Source organism: Ornatilinea apprima, from assembly GCF_001306115.1.
In the GTDB taxonomy this organism is placed as follows: Bacteria; Chloroflexota; Anaerolineae; order Anaerolineales; family Anaerolineaceae; genus Ornatilinea; species Ornatilinea apprima.
In genome coordinates, this window is the sequence record NZ_LGCL01000026.1 from 23,428 (window position 1) to 39,815 (window position 16,388).

The following is a 16,388-nucleotide window of genomic DNA, read 5'->3' on the forward strand; positions in this document are numbered from 1 at the left end:
CCCGATATTCTGAACAGGAAAATGGTGAAAAACTTATGGCTAAAACTTCCGTAGCATGCCCGCGCTGCCGCCAACCCGTCATTGCCGATATTGAACAACTGTTTGATATGGGAACCGACTCCCAGGCCAAACAGAAATTACTGAGTGGCATGTTCAATGTCATTCAATGCCCATCCTGCGGATACGCTGGTCAAACTCCTCGTCCACTCGTTTACCATGACCCGCAGAAAGAGCTGCTCCTCACCTACTTCCCCCCCGAGCTTGGCCTGCCCGTCAATGAACAGGAACGCCTGATCGGTCCATTGATCAATCAGGTAGTCAACAACCTGCCCCTGGAAAAACGCAAAGCCTATCTGCTGCGTCCGCAGAGCATGTTCACATTTGAAACCCTCATTGAGAAGGTGCTTGAAGCCGACGGCGTCACTAAAGAGATGCTCGATAACCAGCAGAAACGCCTGTCGTTGATTCAGCGGCTCTTAAACCTGGCCCCCGAGGCGCGCGCCGAGGTCATCAAACAGGAAGAAAACCTGATTGATAACGAGCTGTTCAGCTTGTTGGGGCGCGTGTTTGAAATCGCAATTGCCCAGGGTGATCAGCAAGGCGCGCAAGCCATTGCCCTGCTGCAAAAAGATCTGATCGAGCAAACCGCCTTTGGGCAGCAGGTCAAACAGCAAAACGACGACGCAGAAGCCGCCATCCAGGCCCTGCAGCAGGCCAGTAAAGATGGCCTCACCCACGAAAAGCTGCTCGATATCTTCATAGCCGCCAAATCAGACGTTAGCCTGAGCACCCTGGTCAGTATGGCACGCCCGGGGATGGACTACACCTTCTTTGAGCTCCTTACCAACCGCATCGATGCCGCCAGCGGGGAAGAAAAACAAAGGCTCACCGCCCTTCGCGAAAAGCTCCTGTCTCTCACAGAGCGGGTTGATAAAGTTGTGCAAGAACGCCTGGCCCAGGCCAAAGAAGCTCTCGAGCAAGTATTAAATTCTGGCGATCTAGAAAAAACCATCCTTGAAAATACTGACGCGATTGACGACTTCTTCATGGAGGCCCTGCGCTCTGAGCTGCATCAGGCGCAAACCGACGGCAACATCGAACGATCCGCAAAATTGAAGAAGTTGGTTGAAATCATCCAAAAGCTCTCCCAGCCCCCGGCAGAATACGCCCTGGTCGAAGAGCTGCTTTCAGCCGAAGATCAAACCCAACGCCAGCAAATTATGGAAACTAACTCGCAATCCATCAACGCGGACTTCCTTCAGATTCTGAATGGCCTGGTGATGCAAAGTGAAAAGGAAAGCCAGCCAGCGGAGGTTCAGCAAGAATTGAAGGATATCTACCGCATGGCGCTGCGGTTCTCCATGCAAAACAACCTGACAAAGTAGTATTTCTACTTAACCAATCAAAAATCCCTCGCCATGAGACGGGGGATTTTGTTTTTTTACAAAAGTGGATCTAATAAATCGGCGGGTTATCCAGCCGCAAGCCGTGCCCCCTCACGGTGAGAAGGTAAGCGTGTTTGGGGTCAATCTCGGCAATCCGGTCTCGCAGGCGGCGCACCAGCGCGTCCAACGCCTGTTCGGTCACGCCAATCGCCTCTCCAGCGCCCCATACGATGTTGATGATCTCACCGCGCGCCACTACTTTGCCCTGCTGGTCGTAAAGCGCCTGCAGCAAACGGAACTGCGGCGCAGAGAGCGGCGGCACTAATTCCTTCTCGCCCACCCAAACTCTGCGAGACTTCTTTTCCAGGTACAGCTTGCCTTTTCGCTGTTCCTGATACATACGGTTATATTCCATTGGCATGGTCGCATCGGAACTGAGATAAACAAAATGCTGCACCAGCGCGATTTGCAGCACATCTCCATCCTGTAAATAAATCGGCTCAGCCACCACCTTACCGTTGCAATACGTTCCATTTTTACTGGCCAGGTCTTCCAGGGTTACTCCATTCTCTCCCGGCGTCAGTCGGGCATGGTAACGCGAAACTTGTCGGTCTGGGACTACAATTCCGCACCCCGGATCCCGGCCAATGACCAGTGATTCACTGATCGCCCACTTTTGCCCATTCAACGGTCCAGTCTGGCCAATCACAACGGGAAGGTCAGAGTTTTTCTTATCCATTTCCCTCCTCAATATTGATAGCTGCGTTCCAGATAAAAATCAATGCAGTCATCAGCTGCCTTGCGGTATAATCATAGCAGATAATTGTTTATTTGTGCAGTTATCCCTATTATAGAAGAGAAGCACGCCAGAGGATAGAACGCCGAAATTCAATCGCTGGCATGATTTTCCGTTAACAGGAATGCGCTATGCCCATACCCTTAATGGCTGGGGAAGTGCTGCGCGACCGTTATGAAATAGAGCGAATCATTGGGCAGGGTGGCATGGGGTCCATCTATTTGGCCAACGATTTGCGTCTTAAAGGCCGCCAGTGCGCCCTCAAAGAGGTTGAACACGAACGATCCCTCTCGCCTGATCTGCTGGAAGAAGCCCGCAAACAATTCTTCCAGGAGGCGACTGTTTTGGCGCGCCTCGACCATCCGAACCTCCCGAAAGTATCCGATTTCTTCTCCATCCAAAGCCGCGATTACCTGGTGATGGATTTTATCCCCGGCAAAGACCTGCGCACTCTCATGCTAGAAGCCCGCCAGCAAAACCGGTTTCTGGACGAGACCCAGGTGCTCAACTGGGCCAGCCAACTGGCAGACGCGATTGCCTTCTTACACAGTCAAGAACCGCCCATTCTGCATCGCGATATCAAACCCAGCAACCTTAAAGTAACCCCCAGCGGTCTGGTCAAACTGGTAGATTTTGGATTGGTCAAAGTTCTTGCTCCTGGCGAGGTCACCATCACCATTTTGCAGGGTCAGGGTACCGCTCTCTACACACCCATTGAACAATACGGCGGCGACGGCGGGCATACTGATATTCGCAGCGATATTTTCAGTTTTGGCGCAACGTTATACCATCTGCTGACCAATCATCCCCCGGCCGACGCTCGCGACCGCTTTCTCGATCCAGATGCCCTCTTACCGCCGCGCCAGATCAACCCGGATATCTCCTCCCAGACCGAGCGCGCCATTCTATGGGCGATGAACATCCACCCCGATGACCGGCCCAACTCCATTCAAGAGTTACAGCAGGTGCTGTTCGGAGACCGTCCCACCCTGCCGCGCTCCATCACGCGGTCGCCATCCTTTTGGCGCACAGCCAAACGCGAGCCCGAAAAGCTGCTTTGGGCGGTTGTGGCCAGTCTCAGCCTGATTTCCTTTTTGATCACCGTGCTTTAAGTCAAAAAAGAGCGGATTTGCTCCGCTCCTTCAATCTATTTTTCTTCTGCCGACTTTCTCTCTTCCATCTGCCACCACACCAGGCCGCCAATCCAACCCGCGAAAACCCCCACCATTAACAGCACAAAAGGCGCAATGGGATCGTCAAACTGCTGCCATTGTGAAAGACTTTGTTGGGTCTCGACCGATAATCCCAAATAGCTGATGATTCCGCCAATAACCGCCAGCAGCCCCCAACGCGATCCCCACTTCACCGAAAGCAATCGATTCCCAATCCAGTAAACCAACAAGCCAGCCAGCCAGATTTCCGCCATGGAAAGCAGCCAATCATCCATGCTTGGTTTCGGCTTCGGGGTTTCCAGCAGCGTCTCAGTGGCCTGCGCCACTACCGATGGGGTGATCGTCGGCACGAAAGCTTCTGTAATCACCGGCGTAGGCACAATGGCCGTAACTGCCGCGGCCTGGTTGGAGCGAATATCCAACCTCAAAATCTGCGATACCGTCGCCGGATCGCTGACCACACGAATTTCCAGCAAACCCTGAGATTGAATAGGGTAGGTTGCGCGCGCCACGCCGTTAGTGGTTACCGTCTCAATTTGCTGCGCTGTCCCACCTTCTCCGCCCAGGGTGAAGAGAAAGCGCACAACCGTGCCATCGGGAACCATGTGGCCGTTATGGTCCACAATTTCACCGGTTACCAGTGGCAGCACGTCGCCCACGCTGAAGGTGGGGTTCACATCGCCAGGCGGGCTGACCGGCGTTCCCATGTTGGATGCCGGTGACTGCAGGTCAATTAACAAGGGGATGACTTGCTTTGGGTCGGGCATGGTTACCTGGATTAAATCATATCCAACCGAAGGCACCGATACGGGCAAAGATCCAACAGGGGTCATCTCTTGCATCAGCAGACGTGCGGCCACATCCACAAAGGCGGGTGTTTTTGAATACAATCCGTAATAAGCCGTCAGCTTGGAAATATCGGTCGCGTCTAAAAAATAGGGCGCGTTAAAGGCAAAAGCGACAATCCGCTTCCCCTGCAGTAAATCCGGTCGTTCAGATAAAATCCGCTGCAAGGCTCTGGAGCCGCCATGATCAACGCGACTGTTGAGCATTGAAAACACCAACCACTGCGCGTCACGGATTGTGGTTTCCATATCAGCAGGCAGCTCTTCGGTTACACCATCCAGCAGCCCCGCCAGTTCTGAAAAGCTGTACGATTCGAGGTTGTACGGCTGCACCTGGCCGCTGGCCGCGGGGCCGTACAGGCGCAGCACCGCGTTCATCAGGCTTTCTTTGCCTAACACAAACTCTTCTGTGCAGGTGCTGCACTGCCGGCTGCCCTGAACATCCGTGAAGAAAACAATCCGGTCACGTTGATCTGGAGGCGATCCTAAAGTGCTGATCAACTCAGACGCGTCTGGGCTGATCAGTGTGGCCGCGTTTTGTGCAATTTCAAAACCAATTTCGTTTGCCGTGCCAACCTGTTCAACATCATCGGGCAGGGGTAAAACTGCATCCAGGCTGAATTCGCCATACATTTTGTACTTCATCGTCAATAAGCGCAACACAGAAGCATCCACTTTTTGAGCAAAAGCGGTGTCTTCACGGTACTTCTGGGCAAAGAACTCCAGCACACGCTTCACGGTTGTAAAGGAATCTTCATCTCCAGTGGAAAGGATTTCGTCCATATATAACAGGTCGTTGCCCGCCAGAAACGCCGTGCGAACAACCTGTCTGGCATCAAAAGATTGTCCGGCTGAGCCGTAAAACTTCCTTACTGCAGGGCTGCCCAGATCATCACTGACGATAATGCCCCCACTGGTCCGCCATCGGGCGAAATCGGGCAGAGACAAAATCTGTTCCAGCGCCGCCTGATCAAAGCTGACTGGCCTGGTTGTCGCCCGAATGTTGCCCTGAAATCCCTGGTAGCGGATATGCGAAACCAGCAGACCGTCTGCGACCTCATCCACACTTTGCGCCGCGCCGGTAACGCTGAAAAATGGCGCCAGCTCGATTTGCTTCAATTGCTCCAGCGATTTTCGCACGGTAGCAACTTCTTCATTGGAAGGCCGGTCAGAGCCGCCCCGCCCGGGGAAGTGTTTCGCCACCACGGCCAACTGGTTCGAGCTGCCCTGGTGCAGCCCGCGAATATATGCTTCGCCCATCCTGGCTACCCAAAATGGGTCGCTGCCAAAGGTGCGCGTTCCCAAGTCTTCTCCGCTGCCTGTCTGCAAGACATCCAGCACATCCAAAGAAGGGCCCAGGTAAAGGTTAAACCCCATGGCGCTTAATTCCCGCCCCATCACCTTACCCACATCCTCCGCGTAACGGGTGTCCCAGGTGGCCCCAATCGCCATTAAATTGGGCAATGGTGAAAGACCTGATAAGACCTGATCGTTGGGAGTGTTATCGCCCTCTTGAGAAATCCCTACAAACAGAGGAATATAGGGAGACTCCACCTCCGCGGCGCTGCCCGACTCAGCTCCGTTCGCGGAAGCATCCCAAACGCTGGTTTGCAGCGATTGGATCAACTCGGTGGCCTGTAAAATGGTATCCACCGGGCCAATAAAATTATTGTTTTTCGCCTGCAGAACCACACCACCGACTCGATATTTTGTGATCAATTGGTGAATATTCGAATCCGCTAACGCTGTGCTTCCCTTAAAGGTAACCAGGAATAACTGTCCCACCCGCTGCTCGGGGGTTAAGGTTTGCAGCAGTTGCAGCGCTTTTTGGGCGGCATCGTCACTTTGCGATTGGACGGTCACCTTGGGCACACTCACCAGGGTCATGGCCAGCGCGAGGCTTAGCAAAATTCGGGGTAAGAAATCAGATCTCAGCATAAACCATCAAATTCTCTTCAATGAATTACAAACCATTATACGATAAGAACCAGCCATCATCTTCGAAATCATTAAAAAACCGCGCAAAACAATGCGCGGTTGCATCGGTAGAAGAGCAATTTATGCGGCTTTCATCTGCCCGCGTAAATCAACCGCCAGTGCCGGGTCGTCGGTGAAAACCCCATCCGCTCCCCAATCAAACAAATCTTTTAGGTCAACCGGGCGGTTCACCGTCCACACATGCACCCGCCGGCCCTGCCGGTGAGCAATCTCAATCCACTGCTGTGAGGCGTCCGTCAAATAGGGGTGCACCGCGTGGGGCGCCACCTGCCGCCCGGAAATGTTCCTGGCAATAAAACCGGCCAGCCCGCGCAGCGCCAGCATGCCCGTTTCCGCTTCAGGAACCAGTTGTCTGACTTTTTTTAAATTCTGCGCGCTGAACGATGAGAAAAGTATTCGCTCACCCAGCCCCATCGAATTAACCAGCGCGGCCGCCTTTTCCACCAGTTCGTCATTCGGAGACGTGTAATTGGTCAGTTCGATGTTGATATACCGTGTTTTGCCAAATTCTTCCAACACCTCGAGCAAAAGCGGAATCTTTTCCCCACGGAATTGCTCCGAAAAATGCGAGCCAGCGTCCAGCTCGCGCAGCTCTGCCAGGCTTTTCGAGTCTACGCACCCGGTTCCGTTGGTAGTGCGGTCTAAGGTAGGATCGTGAAAAACAACCACCTCGCCGTCCCGGCTCAGCTTGGCGTCCAGTTCAATCGCGTCCGCTCCCTGTTCAAAAGCCAACCGGAAAGACGCCAATGTATTCTCTGGGGCATGCGCGCAGGCGCCCCGGTGTCCAAAAATGACAGGTTTTGGTAGGGTATAAAGCATGTTCATAGGTCTACAAAATAGGAATCAGCCGCCATGTCAATTAATTCACGTGTCATTTCCGCGTCCACATTGAGGTACCGCGAAATATCTAAGATTTGATCGCACAGGTCACGCGGATGTGAAGCACGCACTTTGCGGTTACGTTTGATGTACCATTCCTGGATCAGGTAAGCCAGGGTCTGGTCGTTATATTTCACGCCTTTATGTTCGGCAACAGTTTTAAAAATTTCACGGTACTCTTCATAGGTCGGATCGCCAATTTCAATTTTGTGGCGCAGCCGGCGCAAAAAAGCTTCATCCACCAGCTCCTTTGGCGGCAGATTGGTTGAAAAAATAATCAGAGTGTCAAAAGGTACTTCCATTTTACGGCCGGTGTGCAGGGTGAGAAAGTCAATCCGGTTTTCCAACGGCACAATCCAGCGATTCAGCAAATCCCGCGGCCGCACTTGCTGGCGACCAAAATCATCAATTAACAAAATACCGCCGTTGGCTTTCATCTGAAATGGGGCTTCGTAATATTTCAGCACATCATCAAAAACCAGGTCTAGTCCCGCCAGGGTCAATTCACCGCCCACCATGATAAAAGGCCGCTTGATGTTGACCCAGCGCGGATCGCGGCGTGTGCCAGCCCGCAGCGTTCCCGTCCCCAGCGAGGTTGTTTCCTGCCCCGCGGCAAGCCGGTGATTGACCGAATCGTATAACTTAATCACCTGTCCATCCACATAAATCGAATACGGAATATACATCGTCTGCGATTGCACCAGGTTGCCAATCGCCCGGGCGATGCTGGTTTTTCCATCGCCTGTGGGACCATACATAAAAATCGACGTGCCTGAATTGATGGCTGGCCCAAGCCGCTGGATTGTCTTTTCAGACAGCGTCAGGTGCGTCAGCATTTGTCGCATCACCCGGTTGGTTACCTGCACCCGCCCGCGGCTTTGCTTTTTGCATGATTCAATATAATCGGTTAAAGGCACTGGCGCTGGCCCGGCATATTGGCTTCGCTCCAACGCCTCCCGCGCTTTTTCAATCCCCGCGCCGGTGATCGCGTATTGGTACGATCCTTCTCCAAGACCCAATTGGGAAGAGCGCACCTCAATTAATTTTTCGCGCTTCAAAATTTCCAAAATCTGATCCACAACCCCAGAAAAGGGCAGCGACACATCTTCCGCAACTTTGAAGCCGGTCATATAGCCCTGAAAATACATCACCTTGAGCACATGGTCTTGAAGCCACAAGAGCGGCAAGCCTGTCTCCTCAATTTTGGTGATGGGCGCAGGGCTGAAAGCCGCTGTCGGTGCAGCCGCAGGCCTTTCAGCCGGTTGAGGTTTCTTTTCACTCGTTGGGTACATGGCCGATTCCTCTTTTCTGGATATTCATATGCCAATAAAAATTATAGCACCGCTTAAAAATCTTTCAGCCCCGGTTTTCACAATCCTGTTAAAATTCATGGGGCAAAATATGAAGGTTTTTTTCGCCTCCGCCATAAACTTCAGAGTTCTTTTACTTGCCTATCCACCATTTGCAGACTATAATCCTCCCCATGCAAGTAAGTGTGATCATCCCCGTCTACAACGAGGTCAAAACGATTTGCGCTGTTTTAGAGCGCATTAAACAGGTTGGAATCGTCGACGAAATCATCATTGTGGATGATGGTTCGTCGGATGGCACCCGCGAGATGCTCGCCAGCCTTGAGTCTGATCCCCTCATCCACATCGTTTTCCACCCTCATAACCAGGGAAAAGGCAGTGCCGTCCGCACAGGCATCCAAAGCGCCACCAAAGACATTATCATCATTCAAGATGCCGACCTGGAATACGAACCTGGCGACTATCCCTCCCTCATCCAACCCATCTTGGATGGGCAGGCCAAAGTGGTGTACGGCTCGCGCTTTTTAGGCGCACAAAAACGCGACTTTTTACTCCTCAGCAAACTGGCCAACCTGTTTCTCACTTTTGTAACCAATCTCCTTTACCAACAGTCGCTGACCGATATGGAAACCTGTTATAAGGTCTTTCGCCGCGACGTTGTCAAGGACATTACCTTCCATTCCCGCCGTTTTGAATTTGAGCCAGAATTTACCGCGAAAATCCTGAAAAGGCACATCCATATTCATGAAGTGCCTGTGCACTATAACTCTCGCGGATTTGATGAGGGCAAAAAGATTGGCGTGAAAGACGGCCTCGAATCGCTTTGGACGCTGGTCAAATACCGCTTTGTTGAATAGTGAAGATCAAAAAAACCGGCGCGACGCGCCGGTTTTTTTGATTATGTTCTCAATTACGCAAACGGGTCCGGTTCAAAGGGTTGGATATCCCGCACCATCAACTGCACCGTGGTCCGCCCGTTAAATGTATTAATGTCATACGAATATAACAAATCCAAACGGCTGGGCATATTTTCGGCCCAGTGTCCCATGCGAAAAGCGATGGCATCGAAAACCGTGCGCCCGTCTGAAATTTGCAGTTTCAAATGGGTTTTGTCTTTACCCACCGCCGAGAAGCGCTTCACCCACAACCCGCGCGAAACAAAGCGCACGCCCGGGTTTTTCTCGCCGGTCGGCTCAATTTTTTCCATTGCCTCAAAAATTTCTTTCGGGTTCTGCAGCGGCAGTTCCATATCCGCGTGCAGTTCGGGCTGCAGCACCTGTCCGCTTAATTGATCAGCCGCGATATTACGCAGCCGCGCTACCAGCTCTTCCAGATTCTGATTTCGCACTGTGAAGCCGGCCGCCATCGAATGGCCGCCATGCCGCACCAGTAAGTCGGCGCAGTGATCCAGCGCCCGCGTTATGTGAAAAACCGGAATGCTGCGGCAGGATGCCCGTGTTTCTTCATCTCCCTTATGCGCCACAATTGCCGGACGGAAATAGGTTTCGGCCAGCCGAGAGGCCGCCAGGCCCACCACGCCTTCGTTGAAATTTTCATCTGCGGCAAAAATCAAGAAATCATTGCCGTCTGCTTTGGCTCGTTCCTCCGCAGTCTCCTGAATCAATCGCGTGATTTCCTGCCGCTCTTTGTTCTTGTCATCCAATTGCTGGGCCAGCCGTCCGGCTTCCAAAATATCCCGCGATACCAGCAGTTCATACGCCAGTTTGGCCGTATCCAACCGGCCGGCTGCGTTCAAGCGCGGCCCCAGCAGAAATCCAATCTGCTCGGCGGAAATTCGCTCAATGTTCACACCAGCCACCTGTGCCAGCGACCATAAACCCGGGCGTTTTCCCATCGCCAGGATTTCCAGGCCGGCTTTGACCAGCGAACGGTTTTCACGAGTCAGCGGAACAATATCGGCCACGGTGCCCACCGCCACCAGATCGAGCAGATCTTCCAGACGCAGGTTTACCGGTTGACGCTTTGTAAACAGGGCCTCCGCGATTTTGAAGGCCACACCCACCCCGGCCAGGTCGCGGTAAGGATAGGCGTCTCCCGTCTGTTTGGGATTGATCACCGCGAACGCTTCCGGCCTCGTTCCACCCGGCTCGTGATGATCGGATATGATCATATCCATGCCCAATTCATTGGCATAAGCCACTTCTTTGGGCGAGCGCACCCCGCAGTCCACCGTGATCACCAGCCGCGCGCCCTCTTCCCATAAGGTCTTCAGCGCGTCCTGGTTCAACCCATAACCTTCATCGAAGCGGTTGGGAATATACGCGCGCACATCTCCGCCAATCGCTTTCAGGCTTTCCACCAGCAGAGCTGTGGCGGTTACGCCGTCCACGTCATAATCGCCGTAGACAATCATCGTCTCTTGCGCGTCAACTGCTCGCAAAATCCGCTCAACCGCTTTGTCCATATTCAACAGTTGAAAAGGATCGTGCAGAGATCCTTTGGCGAACAAATACGTCCTGGCGTCTTCGGCGGTCGTGATTCCGCGGTTAAACAAAAGCTGGCGCAGCAGTAATGGGTATTCAATTAATTCGTCTTGAACCTGAGTGGGAATATGTTTTGAACTGCTATCAATAATCCATTGTTTTTTGATCGGTGAATTCATCCGTATTCCTTAATCTTGCAAGCCAAAATAAACACGCGGCAGGCGGTGAGCCATGCTCGTCGCCACTTCATAATTAACCGTACCCCAATCCTGGGCTACTTCTTCCATGGTAATACAATCGCTTCCCTGCGCGCCAATCAGAACCACCTCATCACCAACCCGCGCGTTGGGCACATCCTGCAAAGTAACCATACACTGATCCATGCACACCGTGCCCAGCACCGTCACGCGCTGCCCACAAACCAGCATCTGGCCGCCCTTTTTGCGCCGGTAGCCATCGGCGTAACCAATCGAGACCACACCCACCCGCTCAGGCGCAGAGGTAACATAGCGGTAGTTGTAACCCACTCCATGTTGAGCCGGCAGTTCCTTGATTGAGACCAGCCGCGCTTTCAAACTCAACGCCGGTTTGAATCCATCTGGCAGCGGAGCCTCATCCGAGGGATGCAGCCCATAGATCGCGATCCCCGCGCGCACCATGTCAAACCGCCCCGCCGGGTGATACAAAGTTCCCGCCGAATTGGAAACATGCACAAGCGCCGGGCGCAGACCTTCTTTTTCCAGTTGGTCGAGCAATCGGTTCATGCGCTCAATCTGCCAGGCCGTGGTCTCCGCCAGCGGCTCATCGGCGCGCGCGAAATGGGAGAAGATGCCTTCCACCTCAAATTCGGGCTGCTGACGCAGCCAGCGTACAAACGCTGCGCCTTCTTCCGGAAACAATCCTAAACGGCCCATTCCTGAGTCGAATTTCACATGCACGGCCACTCGTTTCCGGCTGGCTGCCGCCGTCTGCAGGTACTGTTTTGCCACCGCCGGGTCGTAAACCGTAAGAGATATCTTTTCTTCCACCGCTGGCAGCACCTGCTCAGGCGGTGTATACCCCATCACCAGAATGGGGATTTGCAAACCAGCCGCGCGAAGGATCTGGGCTTCTTCCACTCTTGCTACGCCGCACCACGCGGCGCCGCCCGCCTCAGCCGCCCGCGCCGTCTCGACTATGCCGTGGCCGTATCCATTGGCTTTGACAACGGCCATCACCGGCTTGCCCGCGATTTCACCCAGTCGTTTGACGTTATTTCGAATTGCCCCCAGGTCAATTTCTAACCAAGCAGAGAAATTTTCGATGCCATCGGGTTTTTTCATAGCCAATAGTATATCCTTGCATTCATCTTCCGGCAAGACGTCGCCAAATCCGCTTCCTTCAATTTTGAACCATCCCGCCTCGAGCGGTAACAATTTTATAATGGAATGTTTGTAAAGACACCGTAATGTTCGAAGTTCGCTTGAATCAACAGCCTATGATAAGATTAGGACTGGTTTGACTCTTCACAAAGGATCATGATTACTGCATGCTATCACAAGTCTCTCCCGCTTTTCAATTCGAACTGATCGCCCAAGACGGTAACGCCCGCGCGGGCGTCTTCCACACCCCTCACGGCGATATCCTCACACCGGTTTTCGCCCCCGTGGGCACACAGGCCACGGTCAAAGCCGTCTCATCGCGCCAGTTGACAGAGCTGGGCGCCTCCCTCATTCTGGCCAACACCTATCATCTCTACCTGCGCCCCGGATCAGACTTGATCGCCGAATTTGGCGGGCTGCACCAGTTTATGAACTGGCACGGACCCATTCTCACCGATTCTGGCGGCTACCAGGTATTCTCTCTGTCGTCCATCCGCAAAGTTGATGAAGACGGCGTAACCTTCCGCAGCCACATTGATGGCTCCACGCACCGCCTGACCCCCGAAAAAGCGATCTCCATTCAGGAACAATTGGGCTCCGATATCATCATGGCATTTGACGAGTGCCCCGACCCGTATGACCCGAAATACAACCAGAAAGCCATGGAGCGCACCCACCGCTGGGCTGAGCGCTGCCTGGCAGCCCAAACTCGCCGCGACCAGGCCTTATTCGGCATTGTGCAAGGCGGGGTCTTCCCAGACCTGCGCGCCCGTTCAGCGGAGTTTATCTCCTCATTGGGCTTCCCTGGCCACGCCATTGGCGGGCTTTCGGTGGGCGAAACCAAAGAAGAAATGCACGCCATGCTCGAAGTTGTTACGCCCATCCTGCCAGCAGACCGGCCCCGCTACCTGATGGGCGTTGGCTCCCCGGAAGATCTGGTCAACGGCGTTTTGCGCGGCGTGGATATCTTTGATTGCGTGCTGCCCACCCGCCTGGCCCGGCATAAAGCCGCCCTGACCATGACCGGGCGCATCAACCTGCTCAACTCTGTCAACACCCGCAGCCAAAGCCCCATTGAAGAGGGCTGCCAGTGCTATACTTGCCAGCATTACTCGCGCGCCTACTTGCGCCACATGCTGGTTGCCAAAGAAATCTTGGGCGCGACGCTGATTTCCATTCATAATCTGCACGTCTTATTGGAATTGATGCGCCAGGCGCGCCAGGCCATCATCGAACATCGCTATTCTGCCTTTGCCAGTAACTTCCTCGAAAATTACCGGCTTCCATAATCACCTGGGGGATTCTCGCGCATGACCGTTCTTCAATCCATCATTCTTGGCTTCATACAGGGCCTAACCGAATTTTTACCCATTTCCAGCTCCGGGCATCTGGTTCTGATCCCGCACCTTTTCGGCTGGGAACTGGACCCTGATTTCGTTTTCATCTTTGACGTGCTGGTGCAAATGGGCACCCTGGTCGCGGTGATCCTCTATTACCGCAGCCACTTATGGAAAATTGCCAGCGCTTTTTTGAACAGTCTGAAGACCCGCCAACCCTTTGCCGAACAGGATTCTCGTTTGGGGTGGTGCCTGATTTTGGCCACCCTGCCCGGCGTTACCATCGCGCTGATCATCAACGGAGTTGTCGAAACCGCCTTTAAGAGTCCGCTGATGGTTGCCGGATTCTTGTTCCTCACTGCCGGGTTACTGGTACTGAGCGAGCAGGCCGGCAAGCAGACCCGCCGGATGGAACAGCTCAAAGCCGTGGACGCGTTGTGGATTGGCCTGGCTCAGGCGCTTTCTATCTTTCCCGGTGTTTCTCGCTCCGGTGCCACCATCAGCGGCGGTATGCTGCGCGGCTTGGATCGCAAAGACTCGGCAGATTTCTCATTTCTGATGTCTATTCCCATCATGATTGGCGCGGGCGTTTACAGCCTGGCCGACCTGGCTCAAACCCCTGCCCTCTTCACCTATCTCCCCCAATTGGCCAGCGGATTTATCACAGCGGCTGTGGTAGGATATTTAAGTATTGCCTGGCTGCTGCGCTTCCTGAAAAAACAGTCGCTGAAATGGTTCGCGCTCTACTGTGCCCTGATGGGCAGTCTGGTGCTGATTTTGGAATATGCAACCTCGTTTTAACCGGTTCGCCATCCTGGCAGTGCTGATTCTGGCCGCCTGCCAGCCAGTCCTGCCAGAGGCTCCCCTCTCCACACCCGAAATTTGGCGCGTGCAGATGCCGGCTTCGCTTGCCTGGTTGGGCGCGCGAATGAACGTCTGCGCCCAACAGCAGGCCGGTGTAGCGCTGCTGGTAGATTACCAGCCCCCAACCACACCGCTTCTGGAAGCCAGCGATGTACTTGTCCGCTGGGGAGACCCAGACCCGCAGGACAGATCAGATTGGTACAAAATTGGGGAAGAATCCCTGGCCATCATCATCCATCCTCAAAACACCACCACCGCGATCAGCCCAGAACAGCTCCGCCAGGCCTTTACCGGCCAGGTGCGCGACTGGTCAGAAATTTCTGATTATTCACAGGTTCTGGTTCCGGTTAACCTCCCCGGCCAGGATGAAACTACGCTGGTCATGGGTGCCGTTTCGGGCGAGGCTCCTTCCATCACCGATCGAACCCTCATCGCTGCCGACCCCGCCGCGATGATCGAGCTGGTCGCGGCCAACCCCGGTGCCATCGGCTACCTGCCCTCCCGCTGGCTGAATGAAAGCGTGCGCGAGATATCGCTGTCCGGCGACCAGCCAGTTATCACCACTCGCCCCTTGCTGGTCAAATTCACATCCCCGCCAACCCCCGCGCAAACCGGATGGCTGGCCTGCCTTCAGTAATCTCTCCTCAATCCAAGAGTAAAGCCATATAATCTTCGTCTATATATTGATTATCTACACGCAAAGAATGGCGCTTCACTCCTTCTTTTAGAAAGCCCATGCGTTTGTAAAGGCCAATCGCCCGCTGGTTGTGCGCCATTACCGTCAGCTCCAGGCGCGTGATTCCGCTCTGCTTTGCCCAGCCAATCAGGTCCGCGAACAGGCGTTTGCCCCAACCCTGCCCGCAAAACGCCTGCCGGATTCCTGTGGTGATGTAGGCGCTGTGCCGGTTGCGGCGATAACTCCCCGACTGTGCCGAAAGGTAGCCAACCAGCTCACCGTCGCATTCCATCACCGCCAGGTAATCCCGCTCCACAGCGGCAATCCGCTCCAAAGTTGCCCGCATTTCCTCCTCAGAAGTCAGCCGCTCGCCCGGCTCCAGCATTAAAAAAGCGGTTTCAACATCCAACGCTTTTTTCAGCGCCAAAAACGCGCTGGCATCTTCGGGGGTTGCTCTCCTCAGAAAGACATTCTCTCTCATTTAGAAGCGCCTTCGCTGCTTGCGCAAAAAGCGTTTGATCGCGTCACGCGCTGCCATGTACTGCTCGCGGTGAATGCTATGTCCCGAACCGGCGATATACTCCACTTCCAGATTGCGCCACAACCGTTTCGCCTCTTCCGCAGTTTCGGCGGAAACCATACCGCCCTTTTCTGTATCCGCGATGAGCATCAGGCCATCACATTGAATTTTTGAGACAACTTCCTGCCAGGGCATGCGCGGGTTGAGATACCGTTGGGCAATCAACGGGCTGACCAGCTTCAGGGCTTTTCCCCACTGTAGAAATTCGCTCTCATCCCAGGTCGGGTTTTCCTCTTTGCCCAGGGCGATGATTTGTTCCAGCGGCATGGCTTTTACCTTCACGAGTTCCTGGCGAAACTGTTCGGCTGCCGCTTCCCGCTCTGCTGAGGTGGCGTTTTGCAGCCGGTCTGGCCAGGGCGGATCTTCCAGCACCACCGCACTGACCATGTGCGGGTATAATGCCGCAAAGGTGGCGGCCGTCTCTGCGCCCATAGAATGACCAATCACTGCCGGCTTATTGAGCGCCAGCTCTTGCACCACAGCTGCCACATCGCCGGCCATTTCTTCCTGCCCATAACCGCTTTCTGGCGCGTCTGAAAGGCCGTGCCCACGCGCGTCGATCAGCACTACGTCATATTCCGGCTCAAACACCAACGGCAGGCGGTTCCAACACAACCCCGAATCGCCACGCCCATGTAAAAAGATCAGGGCGGGTTTTTCATCACCCGTGCGGTAATATTGAATCCGCACGCCCTGGTTCATTACCGATCCGTACATCAGTTTTCTCATCGCGACCTCACC

At 54.0% G+C, this 16,388-nt stretch carries 14 protein-coding genes; 6 read left to right on the forward strand and 8 right to left on the reverse strand.

Features of this window, described 5'->3' with window-relative positions; genetic code table 11:
• Positions 1 to 35: 35 nt before the first annotated feature.
• On the forward strand, positions 36 to 1,385 hold the full coding sequence (locus ADN00_RS11780) for a CpXC domain-containing protein (protein ID WP_075063192.1): 1,350 nt from the start codon (positions 36 to 38) through the stop codon (positions 1,383 to 1,385).
• 70 nt (positions 1,386 to 1,455) lie between these two features.
• On the opposite strand, the gene ADN00_RS11785 is transcribed toward ADN00_RS11780, so the two are convergent.
• A complete protein-coding gene (locus tag ADN00_RS11785) occupies positions 1,456 to 2,124 on the reverse strand; it encodes an FHA domain-containing protein (RefSeq protein WP_075063193.1) in 669 nt (222 codons plus the stop codon).
• Positions 2,125 to 2,312: 188 nt separating this feature from the next.
• Between ADN00_RS11785 and ADN00_RS11790 the strand changes: the two genes are divergently transcribed.
• Positions 2,313 to 3,293: a serine/threonine protein kinase gene (locus ADN00_RS11790; protein WP_075063194.1), complete on the forward strand. Its 981-nt coding sequence runs from the start codon at positions 2,313 to 2,315 to the stop codon at positions 3,291 to 3,293.
• Between the two features lie 35 nt (positions 3,294 to 3,328).
• Here ADN00_RS11790 and ADN00_RS11795 read toward each other — a convergent pair whose 3' ends face one another.
• The 3 genes from ADN00_RS11795 to ADN00_RS11805 form a co-directional block, all read right to left on the reverse strand.
• Positions 3,329 to 6,136 carry a glycoside hydrolase family 3 N-terminal domain-containing protein gene (locus ADN00_RS11795; protein WP_075063195.1) on the reverse strand — a complete coding sequence of 936 codons (2,808 nt, stop codon included), beginning with the start codon at positions 6,134 to 6,136 and terminating at the stop codon, positions 3,329 to 3,331.
• Positions 6,137 to 6,256: 120 nt separating this feature from the next.
• A complete protein-coding gene (locus ADN00_RS11800; RefSeq protein ID WP_082390097.1) occupies positions 6,257 to 7,021 on the reverse strand; it encodes a glycerophosphodiester phosphodiesterase in 765 nt (254 codons plus the stop codon).
• Complete coding sequence (locus tag ADN00_RS11805) at positions 7,018 to 8,367, reverse strand: ATP-binding protein (protein ID WP_075063196.1); 1,350 nt, start codon at positions 8,365 to 8,367, stop codon at positions 7,018 to 7,020. Before ADN00_RS11805 ends, ADN00_RS11800 begins: the two co-directional genes overlap by 4 nt.
• Positions 8,368 to 8,558: 191 nt before the next feature.
• On the opposite strand from ADN00_RS11805, the gene ADN00_RS11810 reads away from it, so the two are divergent.
• Positions 8,559 to 9,242: a glycosyltransferase family 2 protein gene (locus tag ADN00_RS11810; protein WP_075063197.1), complete on the forward strand. Its 684-nt coding sequence runs from the start codon at positions 8,559 to 8,561 to the stop codon at positions 9,240 to 9,242.
• Positions 9,243 to 9,295: 53 nt separating this feature from the next.
• Here the strand turns inward: ADN00_RS11810 and recJ are convergent, their stop codons facing one another.
• Entirely contained in the window at positions 9,296 to 11,008 is a 1,713-nt protein-coding gene (recJ, locus tag ADN00_RS11815; RefSeq protein WP_075063198.1) for a single-stranded-DNA-specific exonuclease RecJ, read from the reverse strand.
• A gap of 9 nt (positions 11,009 to 11,017) precedes the next feature.
• Positions 11,018 to 12,151, reverse strand: a complete 1,134-nt coding sequence (gene alr / locus ADN00_RS11820; protein WP_075063199.1) for an alanine racemase — start codon at positions 12,149 to 12,151, stop codon at positions 11,018 to 11,020.
• 206 nt (positions 12,152 to 12,357) lie between these two features.
• On the opposite strand from alr, the gene tgt reads away from it, so the two are divergent.
• From tgt to ADN00_RS11835, 3 genes are read left to right on the forward strand one after another with little or no spacing between them, the layout of a single operon-like run.
• Positions 12,358 to 13,479 carry a tRNA guanosine(34) transglycosylase Tgt gene (gene tgt, locus ADN00_RS11825; RefSeq protein ID WP_075063200.1) on the forward strand — a complete coding sequence of 374 codons (1,122 nt, stop codon included), beginning with the start codon at positions 12,358 to 12,360 and terminating at the stop codon, positions 13,477 to 13,479.
• A 21-nt stretch (positions 13,480 to 13,500) separates the two neighbouring features.
• On the forward strand, positions 13,501 to 14,328 hold the full coding sequence (uppP, locus tag ADN00_RS11830) for an undecaprenyl-diphosphatase UppP (RefSeq protein ID WP_075063201.1): 828 nt from the start codon (positions 13,501 to 13,503) through the stop codon (positions 14,326 to 14,328).
• Positions 14,312 to 15,028: a type 2 periplasmic-binding domain-containing protein gene (locus ADN00_RS11835; RefSeq protein ID WP_075063202.1), complete on the forward strand. Its 717-nt coding sequence runs from the start codon at positions 14,312 to 14,314 to the stop codon at positions 15,026 to 15,028. The genes uppP and ADN00_RS11835 overlap by 17 nt, the downstream gene beginning before the upstream one ends.
• A gap of 7 nt (positions 15,029 to 15,035) precedes the next feature.
• Here ADN00_RS11835 and ADN00_RS11840 read toward each other — a convergent pair whose 3' ends face one another.
• Both ADN00_RS11840 and ADN00_RS11845 read right to left on the reverse strand, forming a co-directional pair.
• Positions 15,036 to 15,548, reverse strand: a complete 513-nt coding sequence (locus tag ADN00_RS11840; RefSeq protein WP_075063203.1) for a GNAT family N-acetyltransferase — start codon at positions 15,546 to 15,548, stop codon at positions 15,036 to 15,038.
• Entirely contained in the window at positions 15,549 to 16,376 is an 828-nt protein-coding gene (locus ADN00_RS11845; protein ID WP_082390098.1) for an alpha/beta fold hydrolase, read from the reverse strand.
• Positions 16,377 to 16,388 lie beyond the last annotated feature (12 nt).